This window comes from Bacillus sp. FSL R5-0431, from assembly GCF_038002985.1.
Classification (GTDB): Bacteria; Bacillota; Bacilli; order Bacillales; family Bacillaceae; genus Bacillus.
This window is the reverse complement of sequence record NZ_JBBOOG010000001.1, coordinates 1923149-1942663: the sequence shown is the minus strand read 5'-3', so window position 1 is coordinate 1942663 and position 19515 is coordinate 1923149. Positions and strand designations below refer to the sequence as shown.

The 19515-nt window shown below is 40.8% G+C and carries 25 protein-coding genes; 18 read left to right on the top strand and 7 right to left on the bottom strand.

What is annotated here, in order from left to right; genetic code table 11:
- Nucleotides 1-31: 31 nt before the first annotated feature.
- The gene (locus tag MKZ03_RS09675; RefSeq protein WP_034661003.1) at nt 32-295 is read left to right on the top strand and encodes a YpbS family protein; all 264 of its coding nucleotides are present in this window, start codon (nt 32-34) and stop codon (nt 293-295) included.
- A 275-nt stretch (nt 296-570) separates the two neighbouring features.
- Nucleotides 571-1458, top strand: a complete 888-nt coding sequence (locus tag MKZ03_RS09670) for a 5'-3' exonuclease (protein WP_095285310.1) — start codon at nt 571-573, stop codon at nt 1456-1458.
- Between the two features lie 140 nt (nt 1459-1598).
- Here MKZ03_RS09670 and MKZ03_RS09665 read toward each other — a convergent pair whose 3' ends face one another.
- The 3 genes from MKZ03_RS09665 to MKZ03_RS09655 are packed head-to-tail and all read right to left on the bottom strand — an operon-like array spanning nt 1599 to nt 2855.
- Nucleotides 1599-1724: a small, acid-soluble spore protein L gene (locus MKZ03_RS09665; protein WP_282066584.1), complete on the bottom strand. Its 126-nt coding sequence runs from the start codon at nt 1722-1724 to the stop codon at nt 1599-1601.
- Between the two features lie 44 nt (nt 1725-1768).
- Nucleotides 1769-2164 carry a reverse transcriptase-like protein gene (locus MKZ03_RS09660; protein WP_307499807.1) on the bottom strand — a complete coding sequence of 132 codons (396 nt, stop codon included), beginning with the start codon at nt 2162-2164 and terminating at the stop codon, nt 1769-1771.
- Nucleotide 2165: 1 nt separating this feature from the next.
- Entirely contained in the window at nt 2166-2855 is a 690-nt protein-coding gene (locus MKZ03_RS09655) for a queuosine precursor transporter (RefSeq protein WP_095285309.1), read from the bottom strand.
- A 94-nt stretch (nt 2856-2949) separates the two neighbouring features.
- Here MKZ03_RS09655 and MKZ03_RS09650 point away from each other — a divergent pair, with 94 nt between their 5' ends.
- The 3 genes from MKZ03_RS09650 (at nt 2950) to MKZ03_RS09640 (ending at nt 4157) form a co-directional block, all read left to right on the top strand.
- Nucleotides 2950-3621 carry a ribonuclease H family protein gene (locus MKZ03_RS09650; RefSeq protein ID WP_334749476.1) on the top strand — a complete coding sequence of 224 codons (672 nt, stop codon included), beginning with the start codon at nt 2950-2952 and terminating at the stop codon, nt 3619-3621.
- Between the two features lies 1 nt (nt 3622).
- Nucleotides 3623-3805, top strand: a complete 183-nt coding sequence (locus tag MKZ03_RS09645; RefSeq protein ID WP_003215998.1) for a zinc-finger domain-containing protein — start codon at nt 3623-3625, stop codon at nt 3803-3805.
- A 169-nt stretch (nt 3806-3974) separates the two neighbouring features.
- A complete protein-coding gene (locus MKZ03_RS09640) occupies nt 3975-4157 on the top strand; it encodes a hypothetical protein (protein ID WP_003215507.1) in 183 nt (60 codons plus the stop codon).
- A gap of 51 nt (nt 4158-4208) precedes the next feature.
- Here the strand turns inward: MKZ03_RS09640 and cspD are convergent, their stop codons facing one another.
- Nucleotides 4209-4409, bottom strand: a complete 201-nt coding sequence (gene cspD / locus MKZ03_RS09635) for a cold-shock protein CspD (protein WP_003215784.1) — start codon at nt 4407-4409, stop codon at nt 4209-4211.
- A gap of 259 nt (nt 4410-4668) precedes the next feature.
- On the opposite strand from cspD, the gene MKZ03_RS09630 reads away from it, so the two are divergent.
- Nucleotides 4669-5370 carry an AIM24 family protein gene (locus tag MKZ03_RS09630; protein ID WP_034660996.1) on the top strand — a complete coding sequence of 234 codons (702 nt, stop codon included), beginning with the start codon at nt 4669-4671 and terminating at the stop codon, nt 5368-5370.
- Nucleotides 5371-5403: 33 nt separating this feature from the next.
- On the opposite strand, the gene MKZ03_RS09625 is transcribed toward MKZ03_RS09630, so the two are convergent.
- The gene (locus tag MKZ03_RS09625) at nt 5404-6555 is read right to left on the bottom strand and encodes a diglucosyl diacylglycerol synthase (protein WP_034660995.1); all 1152 of its coding nucleotides are present in this window, start codon (nt 6553-6555) and stop codon (nt 5404-5406) included.
- 228 nt (nt 6556-6783) lie between these two features.
- Nucleotides 6784-7692, bottom strand: a complete 909-nt coding sequence (metA, locus tag MKZ03_RS09620; RefSeq protein WP_034660994.1) for a homoserine O-acetyltransferase MetA — start codon at nt 7690-7692, stop codon at nt 6784-6786.
- A gap of 138 nt (nt 7693-7830) precedes the next feature.
- Here metA and MKZ03_RS09615 point away from each other — a divergent pair, with 138 nt between their 5' ends.
- The 12 genes from MKZ03_RS09615 to MKZ03_RS09560 all read left to right on the top strand — a co-directional run bounded on the left by MKZ03_RS09615 (nt 7831) and on the right by MKZ03_RS09560 (nt 18838).
- The gene (locus MKZ03_RS09615) at nt 7831-9513 is read left to right on the top strand and encodes a formate--tetrahydrofolate ligase (RefSeq protein ID WP_341031671.1); all 1683 of its coding nucleotides are present in this window, start codon (nt 7831-7833) and stop codon (nt 9511-9513) included.
- A gap of 74 nt (nt 9514-9587) precedes the next feature.
- The gene (locus MKZ03_RS09610; protein ID WP_003216059.1) at nt 9588-10070 is read left to right on the top strand and encodes a glutathione peroxidase; all 483 of its coding nucleotides are present in this window, start codon (nt 9588-9590) and stop codon (nt 10068-10070) included.
- Nucleotides 10071-10083: 13 nt separating this feature from the next.
- A complete protein-coding gene (locus MKZ03_RS09605; protein ID WP_034660990.1) occupies nt 10084-10695 on the top strand; it encodes an HD domain-containing protein in 612 nt (203 codons plus the stop codon).
- A 30-nt stretch (nt 10696-10725) separates the two neighbouring features.
- Nucleotides 10726-11862, top strand: coding sequence for a conserved virulence factor C family protein (locus MKZ03_RS09600; protein WP_034660989.1), 1137 nt, complete (start codon nt 10726-10728; stop codon nt 11860-11862).
- 307 nt (nt 11863-12169) lie between these two features.
- Nucleotides 12170-13846, top strand: coding sequence for a dihydroxy-acid dehydratase (gene ilvD / locus MKZ03_RS09595; protein ID WP_012010311.1), 1677 nt, complete (start codon nt 12170-12172; stop codon nt 13844-13846).
- Nucleotides 13847-13928: 82 nt separating this feature from the next.
- Nucleotides 13929-14363 carry a BrxA/BrxB family bacilliredoxin gene (locus MKZ03_RS09590; RefSeq protein ID WP_034660988.1) on the top strand — a complete coding sequence of 145 codons (435 nt, stop codon included), beginning with the start codon at nt 13929-13931 and terminating at the stop codon, nt 14361-14363.
- A 66-nt stretch (nt 14364-14429) separates the two neighbouring features.
- The gene (locus MKZ03_RS09585; protein ID WP_307499800.1) at nt 14430-15218 is read left to right on the top strand and encodes a class I SAM-dependent methyltransferase; all 789 of its coding nucleotides are present in this window, start codon (nt 14430-14432) and stop codon (nt 15216-15218) included.
- A gap of 433 nt (nt 15219-15651) precedes the next feature.
- Nucleotides 15652-16269 carry a YpjP family protein gene (locus tag MKZ03_RS09580; protein WP_060596585.1) on the top strand — a complete coding sequence of 206 codons (618 nt, stop codon included), beginning with the start codon at nt 15652-15654 and terminating at the stop codon, nt 16267-16269.
- Between the two features lie 18 nt (nt 16270-16287).
- A complete protein-coding gene (locus MKZ03_RS09575; protein WP_034660983.1) occupies nt 16288-16815 on the top strand; it encodes a phosphatidylglycerophosphatase A family protein in 528 nt (175 codons plus the stop codon).
- A 103-nt stretch (nt 16816-16918) separates the two neighbouring features.
- Nucleotides 16919-17713 (top strand): thymidylate synthase, encoded by a 795-nt coding sequence (locus MKZ03_RS09570; protein ID WP_064497497.1) that lies wholly within the window; start codon nt 16919-16921, stop codon nt 17711-17713.
- On the top strand, nt 17710-18195 hold the full coding sequence (gene folA, locus MKZ03_RS09565) for a type 3 dihydrofolate reductase (protein WP_034660981.1): 486 nt from the start codon (nt 17710-17712) through the stop codon (nt 18193-18195). Before MKZ03_RS09570 ends, folA begins: the two co-directional genes overlap by 4 nt.
- 19 nt (nt 18196-18214) lie before the next feature.
- The gene (locus MKZ03_RS09560) at nt 18215-18838 is read left to right on the top strand and encodes a lysophospholipid acyltransferase family protein (protein ID WP_307499797.1); all 624 of its coding nucleotides are present in this window, start codon (nt 18215-18217) and stop codon (nt 18836-18838) included.
- Between the two features lie 35 nt (nt 18839-18873).
- Here MKZ03_RS09560 and trhA read toward each other — a convergent pair whose 3' ends face one another.
- Complete coding sequence (gene trhA / locus MKZ03_RS09555) at nt 18874-19512, bottom strand: PAQR family membrane homeostasis protein TrhA (RefSeq protein ID WP_034660979.1); 639 nt, start codon at nt 19510-19512, stop codon at nt 18874-18876.
- Nucleotides 19513-19515 lie beyond the last annotated feature (3 nt).

Genomic DNA, 19515 nt, shown 5'->3' with positions numbered 1-19515 from the left:
ACTAAATAAAAAAGAAAGCAGTTGATAGAAAATGACGAGCGTACACGAAGAGATTTCCGCACACTCACAAAAGCAGCATGCTCATATTCAGTCCTTTCTTGAGCTTGAACAGAAAAGAGAACAAGCAATAGAGACTGCTGTATTCAAATGTGAGCAAAACGAGCCATTTACAACAGACGACATCAATGCCATTACGTCGAAGATGAATGAGCTTGCACGAGGCGGTATTGTTCCGCTGCGTAAGCATGTGACGAATGATATGGTTAGGGAGTATGTCAAGCGGAAACAGAAGTAAAGAGTAACTTTCTCTTTTTTGGTCATCTTAATGAATGTACCAAGAAAGGGGAATGATCATGAAAAAAAAGCAACAGACAAAGCAGCAGAATGAGCGTGACCCTAAACAAAAAGACATGCCGTCCTATGCAGAAGCAGAGTCGAAAAAAATGCAATACGGTCAAAAGTAAACAGGGTGCCTCTTCTTTTCTAAAAGAAGAAGGCGCCTTTTTTATGTCGAGTTTTGTGTTCTGTGATAGAATAGGAGTATTGTTTTGAAAAAGGGAGTTTATAAGAATGAATAAACACGTACTGCTTGTAGATGGAATGGCGCTTTTGTTCAGATCGTTTTATGCAACGGCTGTACATCGCAATTTTATGATAAATGATCACGGTGTGCCGACAAATGGAGTCAATGGCTATTTGAAGCACTTATTAACGGCTGTACAGACATTTGAGCCAACTCATATTGTTTGCTGCTGGGATATGGGAAGCCAAACATACCGAAACGAATTGTTTCAAGATTATAAAGCAAATCGAGGAGAGGCGCCTGTCGAGCTCATTCCGCAATTCGATTTAGCAAAAGAAGCTACAGAAGAACTGGGAATTGTAAACATTGGTTTAAAGGGCTTTGAAGCAGATGATTGTATCGGTACTCTTGCTGCGCTCTACCAAAAAGAAGCACGGGTGACTGTCCTAACTGGAGACAAAGATTTGCTGCAAATTTTGAATGAACAAGTCACTGTTGCCTTGATGCAAAAAGGAATTGGCAATTATAAGCATTATACAAAAGCTTTATTCGAAGAGGAAATGGGAATCTCTCCAAAGGCGCTGATCGATATGAAAGCACTCATGGGTGATGCAAGTGATAATTATCCAGGTGTCAAAGGAATCGGAGAAAAAACCGCATTAAAATTTATCCAAACATATGAAACGATTGACGGTTTGTTAGAAAATGTCCATGAACTAACGGCTGCACAGCAAAAGAAAATGCAAGCAGGATTAGAAGATTTGAAGCTTTCTCGTCTATTGGCAGAGATCAAATGTGATGTCCCGCTCAGCTGTCCAATTGATGAGACGAAAATGAACATCAATCAAGAACGTGCTGCTGCTATGCTGAGGTACCATCAAATCAAAGGAATCGAACCGATGATGAATCGTTTAAGTACAATAGAGATCAGCTAAAGCCGATCTCTCAGAGTGTAGACAAACCCTCGCATTCGTTGTCAGGTTTATCACGCTGAAAAGAAGACAAAGGGCTAAATCAATATCATTTTAGCCCTTTGTCAATAATCTTAGAGGTCAGAAAAGCAGATCTCTCAGGTTCATCTTTTTGTATTGCTTTTCTTCGATCTATTTTCAAGCTGAGATAGTGGCTGTTTATCTTTTGTTTGCGCATCACCTTGTGGGGTTGTCCCATTTGTGACACGACCTTTATTTTCTTTATCCAATCAGTATCACCTCACACACATTAGCATAACCGAAAAAAAGCGATTCATCCTTTAGAAAGGTGAATCGCTTTTCTAGCGAGCTGATCCGCTATTTGATTTTCCTTACTCGGAATCCATTTAATGAAAAATAAATCAAACTGGCTTTGAAGTTCGATCATCTCTTTGATAAAATGCTGAAAGGCTGGATTTTTAGCAAATCCTGCATTGGCTGCGCGGTCAACTACTTGTGAATCTGTTCGAAATGAAACGGTACGCAATCCTTTTTCCGCGCATATTTTCATCCCCTCGATCAGAGCGGAAAATTCTGCTTCGTGATTGCTCATTGATCCAAGAGGAATGGAGAAGGATTCAGCCTTTCCATCATATTTAATGAAAATGCCGATGCCAGAGGGACCTGGATTACCTGCACTTGCACCATCAATGTATATTTCAGCTGGCACATTATTTCACCCTTTCATCAAGCGGAACCATTTTTTTCGCTGCATACGCGTAAGGTGTCGCAATCGCAGCTACGATAAATTTAATGACATATGTCGTGATGAAGATTTCAATCCATACATGAAATGGATACGTGCCAAGAAAGGCAATGGTCGTGAAAATCAGTGTATCAAGAAGCTGGCTAATCATCGTACTTCCGGCGTTGCGCACCCAGAGCGCACCATCGGAAGGAAATATCCGGCGAATAAACGAATATACATAAACATCTAACATTTGACTGATGATATAAGCAGCAAGACTGCCAAGTGCGACCCTTGGCATAAAGCCAAATATGGTTTCCAGCGATGATTGTGAGATATCAGATGGAGCGGGATGGAAAAGCAAAGCCTCCTGCATGACAACAGTTAGTGTTAAAAGGGTGGCAAAGCCAATCCAGACAGCTTTTCTCGCTTCATTTTGTCCATATTTTTCATTCAATACATCCGTTGCAAAAAACACACTGCCATATAAAATATTTCCAAGTGTTGCCGTTAAGCCAAATAATTCAACGGTTTTGACAACTTGTAAATTTGCGGCAGCCGTCGCAAAGCCAATCCAGACAAAAAGGCCCATCTTGCCAAATCCTTTATAAAATAGAAGAACAATGATAAAATTAATGATCGCAAATAAGATCCAAATACCTTCATTAAACAAGTGACATGAACTTCCTTTCTCATTGTAAAATGTAACTTTTTGATTATAGCATAACGTATGTTTACCTTAAAAGCACGGGAAGGCGATGTGATCAATGAAATTAAGAGCACACTACACAATGAAAGTGAAATCAATTGGGTCCATTGCTTTTTTCCAAGAAGATTGGATGGAGCTAAATGAGGCCTTGATTTTAGCAAAACATATCGGCAAAAAAGAACCACAGTCACTCCTGTCATTTGAAGATGAAAAAGGGGCCATGTGGTCCATAAAAGAGCTTGAAAAGCTAAATGAAGAACTAAAGCTTGAACCTGATCAGCTTCAAGTCTATTTTGATGCAAGTTTTCATAAAGAAACTGGCGACTCTGGTCTTGGAGTTGTCGTCTACTATAAGCTGGGAAAAGACGCTTATCGATTGAGAAAAAATCAGCCTTTCCAAGGGAGCACCAATAATGAAGCAGAGTATGCGGCTTTATTTGAGGCAGTAAAAGCTTTAAAAGACCTAGGGGCAAGCAGAAATTCTGTCACGATTAGAGGAGATTCACTTGTTGTCATGAATCAGTTAAAAGGAGAATGGCCTTGTTATGATGATGTACATAACAAATGGCTTGACCGAATTGAAGCGGCTATAAAAGAGCTGAAGCTGACGCCAACCTATGAAGTCATCGATCGGAAACAAAATGCAGAAGCGGATCAGCTTGCAAGACAGATTCTTGCAGACGTCCCAATCGAAAGTACATTGAAATTAGAAGCAGACGGAGCTGAATAATGTGGATAAAAAAACAGCAGTACAAGAATTGACCGATCTTCAAGACACGTATTGTTCAGATTGTTTGATTAAGAAGCATTTTCGGAAAGAATTTGGCAAAAAATATGCCCATTCCTTTTGTATACAGCAATGCACCGTTGGAGAGAAAATAAAAGAATATGGACAGACGCTGCTCAAAAAGTAAGCGGACGCACCGGTTTTCCCTGCTCAAACATCCGTTCATGAAAAAAAACGGATAGAATGTGTAAAAAAAGAACATATTCTGAAAAATGAGCCGATATAACTATAGAAAGTTTTGGTTGAGTTACTTTTTGACTAAGTGACGGATATTAGAGGAAAAGGGGAAGGCCGGTATGAATAATAAGGAGTTCGAAACGGTATTACATCGAACATTTCAAGAGGTGTACAGCGATCTAGAGCAACTAGTAGATGTAGCAAAGAAGGGAAGACCTTTTCTCGAAAAAGATATCTCTGAAATTGAACAACGACTGAAGCAAAATATTTTAGCGATTGAAATTCAGCTGAAAATCAAATAAGAGAGGCATAGGCCTCTCTTTATTTTGTCTTTACATCATTGATTTAGTTGATTAGATTTTTGTTACGTTTGCAGCTTGAGGTCCACGATTACCTTCAACGATTTCAAAAGAAACTTCTTGTCCTTCTTCTAAAGACTTGTAGCCGTCACCTTCGATAGCTGTGAAGTGAACGAATACATCGTCTCCGCCTTCAACTTCAATGAAGCCGAAACCTTTTTCATTATTGAACCATTTTACTTTACCGTTTTGCATATTGCTTTTTCCTCCTAGTACTGTAGCATACCTTTTGGCATACTAAAAAAAATTTTCATCACCTAACGACTTTGCAGTTGTTAAATGATGGTTCCACTATACACCATCAAAAGTAAAGCGTCAAGCGGGAGAGCCAAATTTTGAGCAGAATATTTGATTTTTTTTGGCGAATAACAATAATAGCTAAACCGTCCCCATTTTCTGAAACTTTATGCACACCTTGTCCGTATATAAAAAAAATACAGGAAGAGGTGCTATCATGAATCGTTATACACTTGAAGAATTTGTTCAGAATACGCAGCAGGAAGATAAAGGAGAAGGGGTCTTCGAACTTGAAACATCAAGACTTTTAGAAATTAATTTGACTGATACCATTTGGGCAAAAACAGGTTCCATGGTTTCGTACCGAGGCAAAATCAAGTTTGAACGCGAGGGCGTTTTTGAACATGGCGTCTCAAAGATGTTCAAAAAAATGCTGTCAGGAGAAGGCACTTCACTCATGAAGGCAACAGGTGATGGGAAATTATATGTGGCAGATCAAGGCAAAAAAATCTCAATTCTTCGTTTGGCTCAAGGAGATTCCATTTTTGTGAATGGGAATGATCTGCTCGCATTTGAACCGTCAGTGCGCTGGGATATCAAATTGATGAAAAAAGTGTCGGGCATGCTTGCAGGCGGTTTATTTAATGTCAAATTAGAAGGACCAGGCCTTGTTGCGATTACGAGTCATTATGAGCCGCTCACATTGATTGTTCAGCCGGGTGACTCTGTCTATACAGATCCGAACGCGACAGTTGCATGGTCAGGGGATTTAAAAACTGAATTTGTGACAGATGTTTCATTCAAAACCTTTATTGGCAGAGGAAGCGGAGAGTCTATTCAAATGAAATTTAGCGGAAGCGGTTTTGTTGTCGTGCAGCCGTTTGAAGAAGTGTACACAACAAATGGAAATCAAGGATAAAGAAAAAGGTGTCCGTCAATGACGGACACCTTTTTATGATAATGCACGAGCATACGTTTTGTTATTCGTGATGAGATCTGATTGCTCAACGATATCTTCCAAAATGGTTTGAGAAGAATGCTTTAAGTGCAGTTTTTTAATGTTTTGTTTCATGACTTCTAACTTTTCTTCATCTTGCAGCAAGTTGGTCACAGATTCTAAAATGTCTTCATGTCTGTTGATGACGATGGCCGCACCATAATCTTCAAAGAAATGTGCATTTTCCTTTTCTTGTCCAGGGACAGGCTTGTAAAGAATGACCGGGACACCGATTGCTGTTGCTTCTGTTAAAGTAATGCCGCCTGGTTTTGTGATCATACAATCTGTTACTCTGAACAATTCATCAATTTGTTCCACATATCCAAGCGCCTTCAATTGATCTGGATGTGCTTGTTCAAGATCGCTCAGTGATTGTTTCAGCGCTTCGTTCTTTCCGCATACAACAACAATTTGTACTTCACTGTCTAGAAGCAGCGCTTCACATAATTCCTTGACATTTTTCAGTACACCATGAGCACCGGCCATAATCAGAAGAACTTTTTTGTTTGATGATAATCCATATTTTTTATAAATCTTCGATTTTGGCACGTCTGCTTCAAATTGTGGTCTAATAGGAATGCCTGTCACTTTGACATCGCTTGGATGTGTGCCGATTTCCACTAATTTTTGTTTCACATAATCGGTTGCAACATAGTACCGGTCGATGTTTTCATGTACCCAAATCTTATGCAGACAGAAATCTGTCATGACATTAAATGTCGGGATGACTTTGCCTGTTTTGTTCCGGTATTCTGGAACAACAATCATCGGGAATGTAATAATAATGATATCCGGATTGTGTAATTGAATGAGTTCATCAAGACGCTTATTTCCCATTTTTAAATAAATGTTAAATTTGCGTTTATTGTAAATTTTATCTACACCATAATAAAACAAGCGATAAAATTGTTTCCCAATGGAAAAGCTCTTCAAGTATAAATATTGAGTCACTTCCGACACAATGGGATTTGATTCTTGATACAAATTAGAAACTACAACATGCTCAAACCCTTGGGATTTGCATTCATCATACAGTGTTTTAGCCACCTGCATATGTCCATTTCCATAATTTGCGGTCAAGATTAATATTTTTTTATTGGTATTCAAGAATATTCACCTCAAATGTAATCAACAACAACAAAACTTCGTACGAAAACTATTAATCTCATAGGTCTACATATACATAAAGATAACATATAAACAGCCAGAGCATATCATTCGTTACGAAAGAATTAAACTAATTTTAAAAAACAACGAGACTAAATTGATAATGGAAGACAGAGCCATTTGTATTTTAACACATTTTGACCATTTATCATCAGACCACAGTCTATTTTATTCCCAAACGTATGGAGTTTCTTGATAAACATAATAATTGAGCCAATTCATAAACAGTAAAGTGGCATGGGCTTTCCAGCGATTCACTGGGACTAATGTGTCACCATCTTCTATAAAATAGTGGACAGGTTTTTGGACTGTATCATGCTTCAATAAATCTCTTTCATATTCCTGCTTCAATGTGTCCGTATCATATTCAGGATGTCCAGTTAAAAATACTTGTTTATCATCATCTGAAACAATTAAACAAACACCCGCTTCTTCAGAGATACTCAATACTTTCAAATTCGGCGTGTTTTTTAATTGTTCTGTATTAATATCTGTATGCCTCGAATGTGGGACATAGTATACTTCATCGAAACCTCTGACTAATCTTTCTTTTTTCTCTTTCACAAGATGCTCAAATACACCAAATTTTTTCTCGGGAAGCTTGATTTTTTCAATCCCATAATGGTGATATAGGCCTGCCTGTGCACCCCAGCAAATATGAAGGGTAGACGTCACATTGGTTTTACTCCAGTCCAAGATGTCCTGAAGCTCTTTCCAATAGGACACTTCTTCAAAAGCTAAATGCTCAATTGGTGCGCCGGTGATGATCATTCCATCAAATTTCTTATGGCGAATCGATTCAAAGGTCGTATAAAATTCATCTAGATGCTCTCTCGACGTATTCTTCGGTGTATGCGTACTTGGAATCAAAAACGTAAAGTACACTTGCAAAGGAGAATTTCCGAGCATTCTTAGCAGCTGCGTTTCAGTTTGTATTTTTTTTGGCATTAAATTTAAGATCACGATATTCAAAGGACGGATATCTTGCTTGAATGCCCTTGTCTCATCCATGACGAAAATGTTTTCGCTCTCTAGTATTTGTTTTGCCGGCAGATGAACTGGTATGTTAATAGGCAACTCGCCACCCCCTGAACCAAAGCTAATTTCATTTCATTATAGGAACTTTCTGGCGATATTTCAATGTTTCAATTATGTTACAATAAAAAACAGAGCAAAAACAAAGCTGTTTCTGGAAAAAAAGGAGGCCGTTTATTTATGATCACAAAGCATTTATCAGATATTGACATCGCCCAAAAGGCAAAGCTGAGACCTATTCAAGACATCGCAGCAAAGCTGCAAATACATGACGAAGAATTAGAATGCTATGGTTTCACAAAAGCGAAAATATCTTTGACTATTTTTGACCGTTTAAAAGAACAAAAAGAAGGACATGTGATTCTTGTCACATCGATCAATCCAACGCCAGCAGGTGAGGGGAAGTCTACCGTAACAGTCGGCCTCGGTCAAGCCTTCGAAAAAATTGGGAAAAAAGCAATCATTGCGATGCGCGAGCCTTCATTAGGTCCTACAATGGGCATAAAAGGCGGTGCAGCGGGTGGAGGATATTCACAAGTGCTGCCGATGGAAGAAATCAATCTTCATTTTACAGGAGATTTTCATGCGATTACTTCTGCACATAATGCCTTATCTGCGTTCATTGATAACCATATCCATCACGGAAATGAACTCGGCATCGACTCGCGCCGCATTGTATGGAAGCGAGTGCTTGATTTAAACGATCGTGCATTAAGACAGGTCGTTGTCGGACTTGGCGGTCAGTTAAATGGGTATCCTAGAGAAGACGGATTTGACATCACAGTTGCCTCCGAAATGATGGCCATCCTTTGTTTAGCAGAAGACTTAACCGATTTAAAAAAACGTCTTTCTTCTATTGTTGTTGCCTATAATCAAGATGGCGAGCCAGTCACAGTTGGAGCACTTGGATATGAAGGTGTTCTTACGTTACTTTTAAAAGACGCGCTCAAACCGAATCTTGTTCAAACGATTGAAGGAACTCCGGCCCTAGTACATGGCGGTCCTTTTGCCAATATTGCGCATGGATGTAATAGTTTAATTGCAACCAAAATGGCGGCGAAATTAGCTGATTATGTGGTAACAGAAGCTGGATTTGGAGCAGATCTTGGAGCAGAAAAGTTCCTGCACATTAAAACAAGAGCTGGTGATTTCAAGCCTGGTGCAGTTGTCATTGTGGCGACTGTCAGAGCATTAAAGATGCATGGCGGAATGAAGAAAACTGAACTCAAAGAAGAGAATGCACATGCCGTATTAGAAGGTATACATAATTTAGAAAAGCATATTGAAACTGTGCAAGCCTTCGGTCTTCCATACATCGTCGCAGTAAACAGGTTTATCACTGATACAAAAGAAGAGATTCAATCGATAGAAGATTGGTGCCACGCACATGGCCATCCAGTCAAAGCTGTGAATGTATGGGAAGAAGGAGGCGAAGGCGGAACAGCACTTGCCGAGGAACTCGCGACACTTATTGAAAAGAAGAAGAACCACTTTTCCTATTTGTATGAAGAAAATGATTCTATCGAAGAAAAGTTATCTAAAGTTGCCCAAGTGGTTTATGGAGCAGACGGGGTCACACTCACTTCAAAAGCAAGAAAGCAGCTGGCAGCCATCGAGAAAAACGGCTGGGGTCATTTACCGGTTTGTATGGCAAAAACGCAATATTCACTTTCGGATGATCCAGCTTTAATTGGGAGACCTAAGGGCTTTACCATTACGATTCGCGAGTTAAAACCATCTGTAGGAGCAGGCTTTATTGTTGCTTTAACCGGAAGCATTCTGACAATGCCTGGATTACCTAAAAAACCTGCGGCGCTCGAGATGGATTTATTAGAAGACGGCAGTGTGACAGGGCTCTTTTAACAGGAGGCATAAAAAGCGATTTTATAAAAGAAGCATGTTACGATAGGAAAAAGTGAATCCTAGGAGGCTATGAGATGTCAATTTATGATATTCAGGTCAAGACCATTAACGGTCAGGAAAAATCAATGGCAGATTACAAAGGAAAAGTACTCATTATTGTCAACACAGCAAGTAAATGTGGACTGACTCCTCAATTCAAACAATTGCAAGAGCTATATGATCAATATCATGAAAAGGGCCTTGAAATTTTAGGATTTCCGTGCAACCAATTTATGAACCAGGAGCCAGAAGGGGAAGAAGCGATTCAGGAATTCTGTTCTTTGAATTATGGCGTAACCTTCCCTATGTTTGCGAAAGTAGATGTCAATGGTGACAATGCGCATCCGCTTTTCAAACATTTAACAAGTCATGCAAAAGGTGTACTTGGAACGAAAACAGTGAAATGGAATTTCACAAAATTTATCGTTGATCAAAACGGAGAAGTCACTGAGCGGTTCTCTCCGAAAACATCACCAAAAGAATTAGAAAGCTCCATCATCGCTCTTTTGGACAAATAAGGTGCTCACAGTCATGCAGAAAAAACAATTGGAGGCAGCTGCCTCCTTTGTTTCAGATCAGCTGAAATATGAACCGACTGGACACGATGCGGCTCATATTGATCGTGTGCGCCAGCTTGCCCGCCAGATTGCTAATCAGGAAGGCGGCTCTCTTTTTATTATTGAAATGGCGGCGATTGTTCATGATGTCATTGATGAAAAGCTGTCGAGTGAATGGAAGCTTTCACCGCAACAACTTGAGCATCAGCTCCTTTCTTGGGAAGTAAATACGCGGGATATTCGTTATATCATGGATATCATTACCACGATGTCTTTTCGTCATCGACATAAGCAGAATAGGCCTATGACGTTAGAAGGGGCCATTGTTCAAGACGCAGATAGACTCGATGCGATAGGAGCAAGCGGTATTGCAAGAGTGTTTACTTATGCAGGCGCAAAAGGGGAGCCCCACTATACAAAGAACATGCAGCAGGGCTCCGTGCTAAAGCATATGGAAGAAAAATTGCTCAAATTAAAAGACTTGATGAACACCTCTGCAGGAAAGCAGCTTGCTGAGGAGCGGCATGAATTGATGAGCTTATTTATCAAGACATGGAAAGAAGAATGCGGCCTTACAGATGAGTAGGGTCTTTATGTGTGTAAGGAGGATGTATAGATGAAAATAACAGCGATAGAACCGACGCCAAGTCCAAATACCATGAAGGTCATTTTGACAGAAGCACTTGCCGGCGGTAAAAGCAACAACTACAAAAAGGATCAAAAAGACGAAGCGCCAGAGATGATCAAGCGCATTTTGAACATTGAAGGTGTAAAAGGTGTTTATCATGTCGCAGATTTCTTAGCGGTCGAGCGTAATGCAAAGTTTGACTGGCAGGGCATTTTACAACAGGTGAGAGAAGCCTTTGGTCAAGAAACAGAAGGCCTTCAGGAAGGACCGCAGTCAGGCGGTGACACATTTGGCGAAGTCAAAGTGTTTGTCCAAATGTTTAATGGGATTCCGATGCAAGTCAAATTAACGGACGGTGAAAGAGAAGAGCGGTTCGGAATGCCTGAACGCTTCCAAGCAGCCATTTTAAAGCTCAGAAGCAGTTCAGACAATGTCGTATTTGAACGTGTGTGGAAAGAACATGGCGTTCGTTTTGGTGACTTTGCTGATATCGGCCAGGAAGTCACAGAAGAGCTGCAAGCAGCCTATGATGACGAGCGTTTAGCCCGCTTAACAGAGGCGGTCAAAGAAGGGCAAGAAGCCGTAGATAGACAGGTGAACCGAAAGGCATATGATGTAACAGAAGACATGCTGCGCGAGGAAGATTGGAAAAAGCGTTTTGCCCATTTAGAGCAAATGCAGCCAGAGCAAAAGGATATACCTGTTTTAATGAAAGCGATGGAGGACCCAAAAACATCCATTCGCAGACAAGCCGTTGTGAATGCTGGAATGATTGAAGATCCTGCTATACTGCCTATATTATATAAGGGACTTAAAGACAAAACTGTGACGGTCCGCAGAACCGCTGGAGACTGTATTTCAGACCTTGGTGACCCTAGCGCTATGGAAGCAATGATCGAAGCATTAAAGGATCCGAGTAAACTTGTCCGCTGGCGTGCAGCTATGTTCCTCTATGAAGAAGGTGACGAAACAGCACTTGACGCATTAAAAGAAGCTGAGCAAGACCCTGAATTTGAAGTCAGCCTTCAAGTGAAAATGGCGATTGAGCGCATTGAGCACGGAGAAGAAGCGAAAGGCTCTGTATGGAAGCAAATGACAGAAAGTAGAAAAAATGCATCAGAATGATGAGAAATATGAGCAAGCTGCCAATGAAAGGCAGCTTGTTTTTCTTAAAGTGATAGACAGAAAAATTTTTTTAGAAAAATTATTTTGAATATTGTTGAAATATGCGAAAAAACTCTATATAGTAGTACCAATATAGAATATTGGAGGTCAGATTTTATGACACGAACCTTGCTGAGCGCTAGTTTCAGCAGACATGTGGGTCATCAGTCATTCATCGGTGGCTAAATAAACAGAAAATTTGTAAAATAAAATCAACTCAAAATCATGCAGTCAACAAGACTTGTAGTATAGGAGGCTTTTTAAACAGATGGCAGAACTACGCAGTAATATGATTAAACAAGGAATTGACAGAGCACCTCACCGAAGCTTACTAAGAGCGGCGGGGGTAAAGGATGAGGACTTCGGCAAGCCATTTATTGCCGTATGTAATTCCTATATTGATATTGTCCCAGGACATGTCCATCTTCAGGAATTCGGGAAAATTGTGAAAGAAGCCATTCGTGAAGCTGGCGGGGTCCCATTTGAATTCAATACGATTGGGGTCGATGATGGAATTGCGATGGGTCATATCGGGATGAGATATTCATTACCAAGCCGTGAAATCATTGCTGACTCTGTAGAAACCGTTGTATCTGCTCACTGGTTTGATGGAATGGTTTGTATTCCTAACTGCGATAAAATCACACCAGGGATGATGATGGCAGCGATGCGTGTCAATATTCCGACTGTCTTTGTCAGCGGTGGTCCGATGGAAGCGGGTAGAACAAGTGATGGCAGAAAGATTTCTCTTTCTTCTGTATTTGAAGGCGTTGGTGCATACCAGTCAGGTAAAATTAACGAAGAGGAATTAAATGAATTAGAACAGTTTGGCTGTCCAACCTGCGGTTCTTGTTCAGGTATGTTTACAGCAAACTCAATGAACTGTTTAGCAGAGGCGCTTGGAATTGCTCTTCCTGGAAATGGAACGATTTTGGCGACATCACCAGAGCGAAGAGAATTTGCGAAAAAGTCAGCAAAACAACTGATGGAGCTCATTAAAAAGGATATTAAACCACGTGATATTGTTACTGAAAAAGCAATTGATAACGCATTTGCATTAGATATGGCACTTGGTGGTTCAACCAATACCGTTCTTCACACACTGGCGATCGCAAATGAAGCAGGTGTGGAATATTCACTTGAACGTATCAATGAAGTAGCTGAGCGTGTGCCTCATTTATCAAAACTTGCTCCAGCTTCGGATGTTTATATTGAGGATTTACATGAAGCAGGCGGCGTCACAGCTGCGCTAAATGAATTGTCCAAAAAAGAAGGCGCACTTCATTTAGATACAATGACCGTCACAGCGAAAACGCTTGGTGAGAACATTGCAGGACATGAGGTAAAAGACTATAACGTCATTTATCCAATCGATAAGCCATTTACTGAAAAGGGCGGCTTAGCCGTTTTATTTGGAAACCTTGCGCCAGATGGAGCCATCATTAAAACGGGCGGGGTACAAGATGGGATCACACGTCACGAAGGACCTGCGATCGTATTTGAATCCCAAGAAGAAGCTCTTGAAGGCATCATTAATAGAAAAGTAGAAGCAGGACATGTTGTCATTATTCGCTATGAAGGACCTAAAGGCGGACCTGGTATGCCAGAAATGCTTGCACCAACTTCACAAATTGTCGGCATGGGACTTGGGCCAAAGGTTGCTTTAATTACTGACGGACGTTTTTCCGGCGCTTCTCGTGGTTTGTCCATTGGACACGTCTCTCCAGAGGCAGCTGAAGGCGGCCCGCTCGCCTTTGTTGAAAATGGTGACCATGTCGTGGTTGATATTGAACAACGCATTTTAAGCGTCGATGTTCCAGAGGAAGAATGGGAAAAAAGAAAAGCAAACTGGAAAGGCTTTGAGCCAAAAGTGAAAACTGGCTATCTTGCTAGATATTCAAAACTTGTGACATCAGCCAATACAGGCGGAATCATGAAAATTTAATCTGATATGGAAGATTTGAAAATTGGCTCTCTCTATAGTATCCTTTATTCACAACATAAGGATTTTTAGAGGGGGCTTTTTTATGTCAATGGCATATGAAGAATATATGCGCCAGCTCGTTGTGCCAATGCGCCAAGAGCTGACAAGTGCAGGATTTCAAGAACTTAAGACGGAAGAAGAAGTAGAACAAACCATGCAAGAAGCTGAAGGAACAACATTTGTTGTCATTAATTCTGTATGCGGATGTGCTGCCGGATTAGCACGCCCAGCAGCGACTCAAGCTGTGATGAAGGCAGAAAAAGCTCCAGACAGAATCGTCACAGTATTTGCTGGGCAGGATCGGGAAGCAACGGCAAAAATGAGAGAATACTTCACGGGTGAAGAGCCATCATCTCCTTCTATGGCCCTTTTAAAAGGAAATGAACTCGTTCATTTTATCCCGCGTGACGAAATTGAAGGTCATGAAATGGAAGATATCATGAAAAATGTCTTAACTGCATTCGAAAAACATTGCTAATACAAGTGTTGAAATGCCCTGTGATCAGATCAGGGCATTTTTTCTTGATCATGATGGAGGAACAATATGCTCATTACAACAAGCTTTAGAGCAAATGAACAAACGATTGAAACAGCGAAGGCGCTTGCAAAGGATTTAGATGGTGAGTATGTAGAAAGACGCAAACAATCCGTCAAGCAGCTTGCGATGAAACGAGGAGATGTACTTGTTGTCGGGAAAGAAAGATTCGAATGGTATCAGCCCAATGGTGAAAAGTTCTTTTTTCATCCAAGCTCAGCGATGTTCAGGGTGAAGCGGCTCTTGCGCGGAGAAAAGGATCCTTTAATCGAAGCAGCCCAGCTAAAGCCGGGAGATTCCTTTTTAGATTGCACACTTGGCTTAGGGTCTGATGCTATTACTGCAAGCTGTGCGATAGGCAGGAATGGAAGGGCCGTCGGTATAGAAAAGAATCCCATTACGGCGTTACTAGTGCGAGAAGGACTGAACACATGGGAAACAGGGATAGAAGAAGCAGATGAAGCGATGAAACGGATATCTGTGATCAGTGGAGACAGTATCGAGCAGCTAAAGCAGTGTCCTGACCGTTCATTTGATATTGTCTATTTTGATCCGATGTTTGAGGAAACGATTCAAGAATCTACAAGTATAGCGCCGCTGCGTCATGCGGCAGAGCACCACTTTGATCACGAAATAGCCGTGCAAGAGGCGTTAAGAGTGGCAAGAAAAAGAGTGGTTTTAAAAGATCATTGGAAAAGTACACGATTTACAGCGGAATCCTATCAATTTCACGTCATAAAACGAAAAACAGCCCAATTTCATTATGGTTATATTGAGAAAGAAAAAAGCCCTCACTAAGGGCTTTTACAGCGTGTAGACAAACCCTTGCATTCGTTGTCAGTCCTGCGCTGCGGTACTCACGAATGTCAAATTCGCTCCATTCCAGTGCTCGTCCTTCCTAGACTTCAAAGGTTTTCTATCACGCTGAATAGAAGACAAAGGGCTAAAATCAAGATTATTTTAGCCCTTTGTCAACAATCTGAAAAAGCCCTTTCTAAGGGCTTTAATCCGTAATCTCCATATAGACAAAATAAAACAGTGTCAGCAAGGAAGCTGTGATGAAAAACCCTTCAAGCATACCCATTCCTCCCAAATTTTAGTCGTCATTACTGTCATTGTAAACGTTTTATTATGAAAAAGAAAGTCTCAAATCAGTGACCAAATTGAATGACTGAAAATTCATTATATGCTAGAATAGCAGTATGATAACTTATGGAAGGAATTAGATATCATGAAGATGTGGATGAGAAAAACGCTTGTTGCGCTCTTTACAATTGCAACTTTTGGTTTGATCTCTCCTCCGTCGGCTTTGATGACAGACAAGCCATCTGAACTTTCTTCATCTGATAAAACGCCTTATACAGCGGTTTATGATACATCAGATGAATTACGCAGCTGGGAACTATCGCAAGAGGACAACAAAGAGCAGGTAGACCCCTTTGAGCAATATAAGGAGGAGGTTCTATCAAGTGCAGAAAATCAATCCTTTCTCAAATTCGGCCGTAAAATCACACCTGTCATTGAAGACGAGTACAGAGAAGAGATTCAACCGAAAATTGAACAAGTGTTAACCGATGTTTTAACAAATTTCAAAGATGACGAAAAATTTCAAGATGTTGTGTTAACTGATCAGCCTTCGAGCGGAAATGGCGAAAAAATCTTCCACATCTACAACCGGAAGACTGGAGAAGATTTGCTCCGTTTTCATGTGAGAAGAGATCAGCCGCCACACAGCGGATATTGGTTTAACTTTCACTACCATACAGCAGAAGATGGATTCCAGACGCATCATGAACTCGGTAATATTTACTGGGACAAAAACACCCCGCCGAGCTGGATGAGCCACTAGAAGGAGATGTCATGCCAATTGAAAAAGTATACAATGAACGAAATGGTGCAGATTACAAAACAAATGTTAAACGAACGTGGAGTGAAAATTGAAGATATTGCACATATTGTGCTAAAGCTTCAAGAAAAATATCATCCAAACCTTCCACTTAGTGTCTGTATTGAAAATGTTGAAAAAGTGTTGAATAAAAGGGAAATTGTCCATGCGGTTTTAACAGGACTTGCCCTTGATCAGCTGGCTGAAAAAAAGCTATTGCCAGAACCATTGCAGCACTTAGTAGAAACAGACGAGCCGCTATATGGTATTGATGAAATTATTCCGCTTTCCATTGTCAATGTATATGGATCAATCGGTTTGACCAACTTCGGTTATTTAGATAAAGAGAAATTTGGTATTATCAGGGAATTAGATGAAGGTCGTCCAGGTGAAGTGCATACCTTCCTTGATGACCTTGTCGCCGCGCTTGCCGCAGCAGCAGCTAGCCGTATTGCTCACTCACACCAAGATATTAAGGACGAAGAGCAGGATCGAGTGAATCAAGTATAAAAAGAAAAACATGTCTGCTCATCATGCAGGCATGTTTTTTTGGTTTAAACAAAAGCAGAAATAAGGTAAACTACAACAAGAACATAAATAAAGGATGAAAAAAATGAAACAATACAAAGAGTTATGCCGTCATGTATTACAGCACGGGGATGAAAAAGGTGACAGAACGGGAACAGGTACAATCAGCACGTTCGGTTACCAGATGAGATTTGATTTGCAGGAAGGATTTCCGCTTTTAACAACAAAGAAATTGCACCTGAAATCAATTATTCATGAGTTACTGTGGTTTTTAAAAGGTGATACAAATGTCAAATATCTTCAGGAAAATGGCGTCCGGATTTGGAACGAATGGGCAGATGAAAATGGCGAACTGGGCCGTGTGTACGGAGCGCAGTGGCGATCTTGGGCTAGTGGGGACGGTGAGACTGTGGATCAGATCACAAAGCTGATCCACGATATCGAGCATAATCCGAATTCAAGAAGACTGATCGTCAGCGCTTGGAACCCGGGTGAAATTGATCAAATGGCGCTGCCTCCATGTCATTGTCTGTTTCAATTTTACGTATCAAACGGGAAGCTTTCCTGCCAGCTTTATCAAAGATCGGCAGATATCTTTTTAGGCGTGCCATTTAATATTGCTTCATATGCCCTTCTCACGATGATGATTGCCAAAGTTACAAATCTTGAGCCAGGAGAGTTTATTCATACGCTAGGAGATGCTCATATTTATCAGAATCATCTTCCGCAGGTGAAAATGCAGCTAGAGCGTGAGGAACGCACGCTTCCGCAGCTTCGCATCACAAGAGATGTGAAAAGCATTTTTGATTTCACGTTCGATGATTTTGTACTTGAGAACTATGACCCGCACCCGCATATCAAAGGAGAAGTCAGTGTATGATTTCAATGATTGTGGCGACAGGAAAAGACAGAGTCATTGGTCAAGATAATCAAATGCCTTGGCATTTACCAGCTGATTTAGCGTATTTTAAGAAGGTCACAGGCGGCCATACGATTGTCATGGGCAGAAAAACGTTTGAATCAATCGGACGAGCGCTTCCTAACCGCCGTAATATCGTTTTGACGACAAGTTCTTCTTTTGAAGCAGAAGGATGCGAGGTTGTCCATTCCATTGCTGATATTTTGGCAATCGGGGAGAACGAGACAGAGTTATTTATCATCGGCGGGTCTAAGCTGTATGAAGAAATGATGCCATATGCGAATCGTCTATATATCACGCATATTCACCATGCGTTTGAAGGAGACCGCTACTTTCCTGATTACAATGAAAACGAATGGACGGTTGTATCACGCGAAAAAGGCCATCGTGACGAAAAGAACCCCTACAATTATGAATTTGTCGTTTATGACAAAAAAGGATAAATGAGTAGGAGGAGTACGGTTGTTTCGTTATTGGTTTTTAACGATTTATGTTGTTGTATCCTTTTTTAAAAGTATGAGGCATTTGCATGCCCATGAATTAACTGATCCGCGCATTTCCTATACGAAACGAATGCATCTCATTCATGAGCATGCAAAAAGGTTTGCCCGGGGCTGTATTGATCAGTCAGGATCAGTCATGACCATTCACCAGCAAAAGAAGCTGCCAGATGGACCCGTTATTTATATCACACAGGCACTGAATCCAGTCACGACGACATTATTGATTGGTCACCTTGAGAAGCCATTTGCTTTCATGGCAAAGCCGAATCTTTTTCGATATCCCATTTTAAAACAATGGCTGAAGAAGATGGCGGTTATTCATCAGAATCAATCTGATGATGCCTTATTAGAAGAAGCAAAGGAAAGAATCTTATCTGGGCAGAGCGTATTGCTTTCAGAAGCACAGCGTCACATGGCAGAGGCACTTGCTGAAGATTGTGATTGTCCGCTTGTACCGATTGAAACAAGTGGAACGGATCGTCTATTAACTGGGAAAGTCGTGAAAAGGCTGCGCCCTGTTAATGTTGATATTCATATTAAAGCACCTGTCATGATGAGTGATTACGCCCAAAAGCGCGCATAGAAAAACCAGCATCCGAAAGTGGATGCTGGTTTTTTTCATGCAGCAGGAATGTTCACACAATAGAAGAGAATGCAGAAGAACATCGATGCACTGCCGCCGAGTACAAAGCTGTGCCAAATGGCATGATGATAGGGGATTTTCCGCCAAATATAAAAGATGGTTCCGACTGAATACAATAGACCGCCTAACAGTAAGAGGCCAAATCCTGCGCCCGTTAACCCAATGTAAAGTGGTTTGATGGCAATGATAATCATCCAGCCCATTAATAAATAAACGAGCGTGGACACAATGATAAACCGTTTGACGAAAAAGATTTTAAAGACAATTCCGCCAGCAGCAAGCGCCCATACAATCGCAAGAAGCGTATAGCCTAGTGCGCCTTTTAATGGTCCTAGTAAAAAGGGCGTATATGTACCAGCAATCAATACATAAATAGCCGAGTGGTCGAGGATTTCAAATACATCTTTTGTTTTTTTGTGCCGAATGCTATGAAGCAAGGTCGAGCTTAAATAGAGCAGCAGCATGGATGCGCCAAATATCGAAAAGCTGATGATCTCTGTGACAGTGCCGTATTGAACAGCGAATAACACGAGAAAAACAATGGCTGGTATGGATAAAATAACGCCAATGCCATGTGTAATGGCGTTTGCAATTTCTTCTTTTACAGTAAACAATGG

What these genes read in the sequence shown, in the direction of transcription:
- MKZ03_RS09675 (WP_034661003.1), top strand. Translation starts at nt 32, where the DNA reads ATGACGAGCGTACACGAAGAGATTTCCGCACACTCACAAAAGCAGCAT.
- MKZ03_RS09670 (WP_095285310.1), top strand. Translation starts at nt 571, where the DNA reads ATGAATAAACACGTACTGCTTGTAGATGGAATGGCGCTTTTGTTCAGA.
- MKZ03_RS09650 (WP_334749476.1), top strand. Translation starts at nt 2,950, where the DNA reads ATGAAATTAAGAGCACACTACACAATGAAAGTGAAATCAATTGGGTCC.
- MKZ03_RS09640 (WP_003215507.1), top strand. Translation starts at nt 3,975, where the DNA reads ATGAATAATAAGGAGTTCGAAACGGTATTACATCGAACATTTCAAGAG.
- cspD (WP_003215784.1), bottom strand. Translation starts at nt 4,409, where the DNA reads ATGCAAAACGGTAAAGTAAAATGGTTCAATAATGAAAAAGGTTTCGGC.
- MKZ03_RS09630 (WP_034660996.1), top strand. Translation starts at nt 4,669, where the DNA reads ATGAATCGTTATACACTTGAAGAATTTGTTCAGAATACGCAGCAGGAA.
- MKZ03_RS09615 (WP_341031671.1), top strand. Translation starts at nt 7,831, where the DNA reads ATGATCACAAAGCATTTATCAGATATTGACATCGCCCAAAAGGCAAAG.
- MKZ03_RS09610 (WP_003216059.1), top strand. Translation starts at nt 9,588, where the DNA reads ATGTCAATTTATGATATTCAGGTCAAGACCATTAACGGTCAGGAAAAA.
- MKZ03_RS09605 (WP_034660990.1), top strand. Translation starts at nt 10,084, where the DNA reads ATGCAGAAAAAACAATTGGAGGCAGCTGCCTCCTTTGTTTCAGATCAG.
- MKZ03_RS09600 (WP_034660989.1), top strand. Translation starts at nt 10,726, where the DNA reads ATGAAAATAACAGCGATAGAACCGACGCCAAGTCCAAATACCATGAAG.
- ilvD (WP_012010311.1), top strand. Translation starts at nt 12,170, where the DNA reads ATGGCAGAACTACGCAGTAATATGATTAAACAAGGAATTGACAGAGCA.
- MKZ03_RS09590 (WP_034660988.1), top strand. Translation starts at nt 13,929, where the DNA reads ATGTCAATGGCATATGAAGAATATATGCGCCAGCTCGTTGTGCCAATG.
- MKZ03_RS09585 (WP_307499800.1), top strand. Translation starts at nt 14,430, where the DNA reads ATGCTCATTACAACAAGCTTTAGAGCAAATGAACAAACGATTGAAACA.
- MKZ03_RS09580 (WP_060596585.1), top strand. Translation starts at nt 15,652, where the DNA reads ATGAAGATGTGGATGAGAAAAACGCTTGTTGCGCTCTTTACAATTGCA.
- MKZ03_RS09570 (WP_064497497.1), top strand. Translation starts at nt 16,919, where the DNA reads ATGAAACAATACAAAGAGTTATGCCGTCATGTATTACAGCACGGGGAT.
- folA (WP_034660981.1), top strand. Translation starts at nt 17,710, where the DNA reads ATGATTTCAATGATTGTGGCGACAGGAAAAGACAGAGTCATTGGTCAA.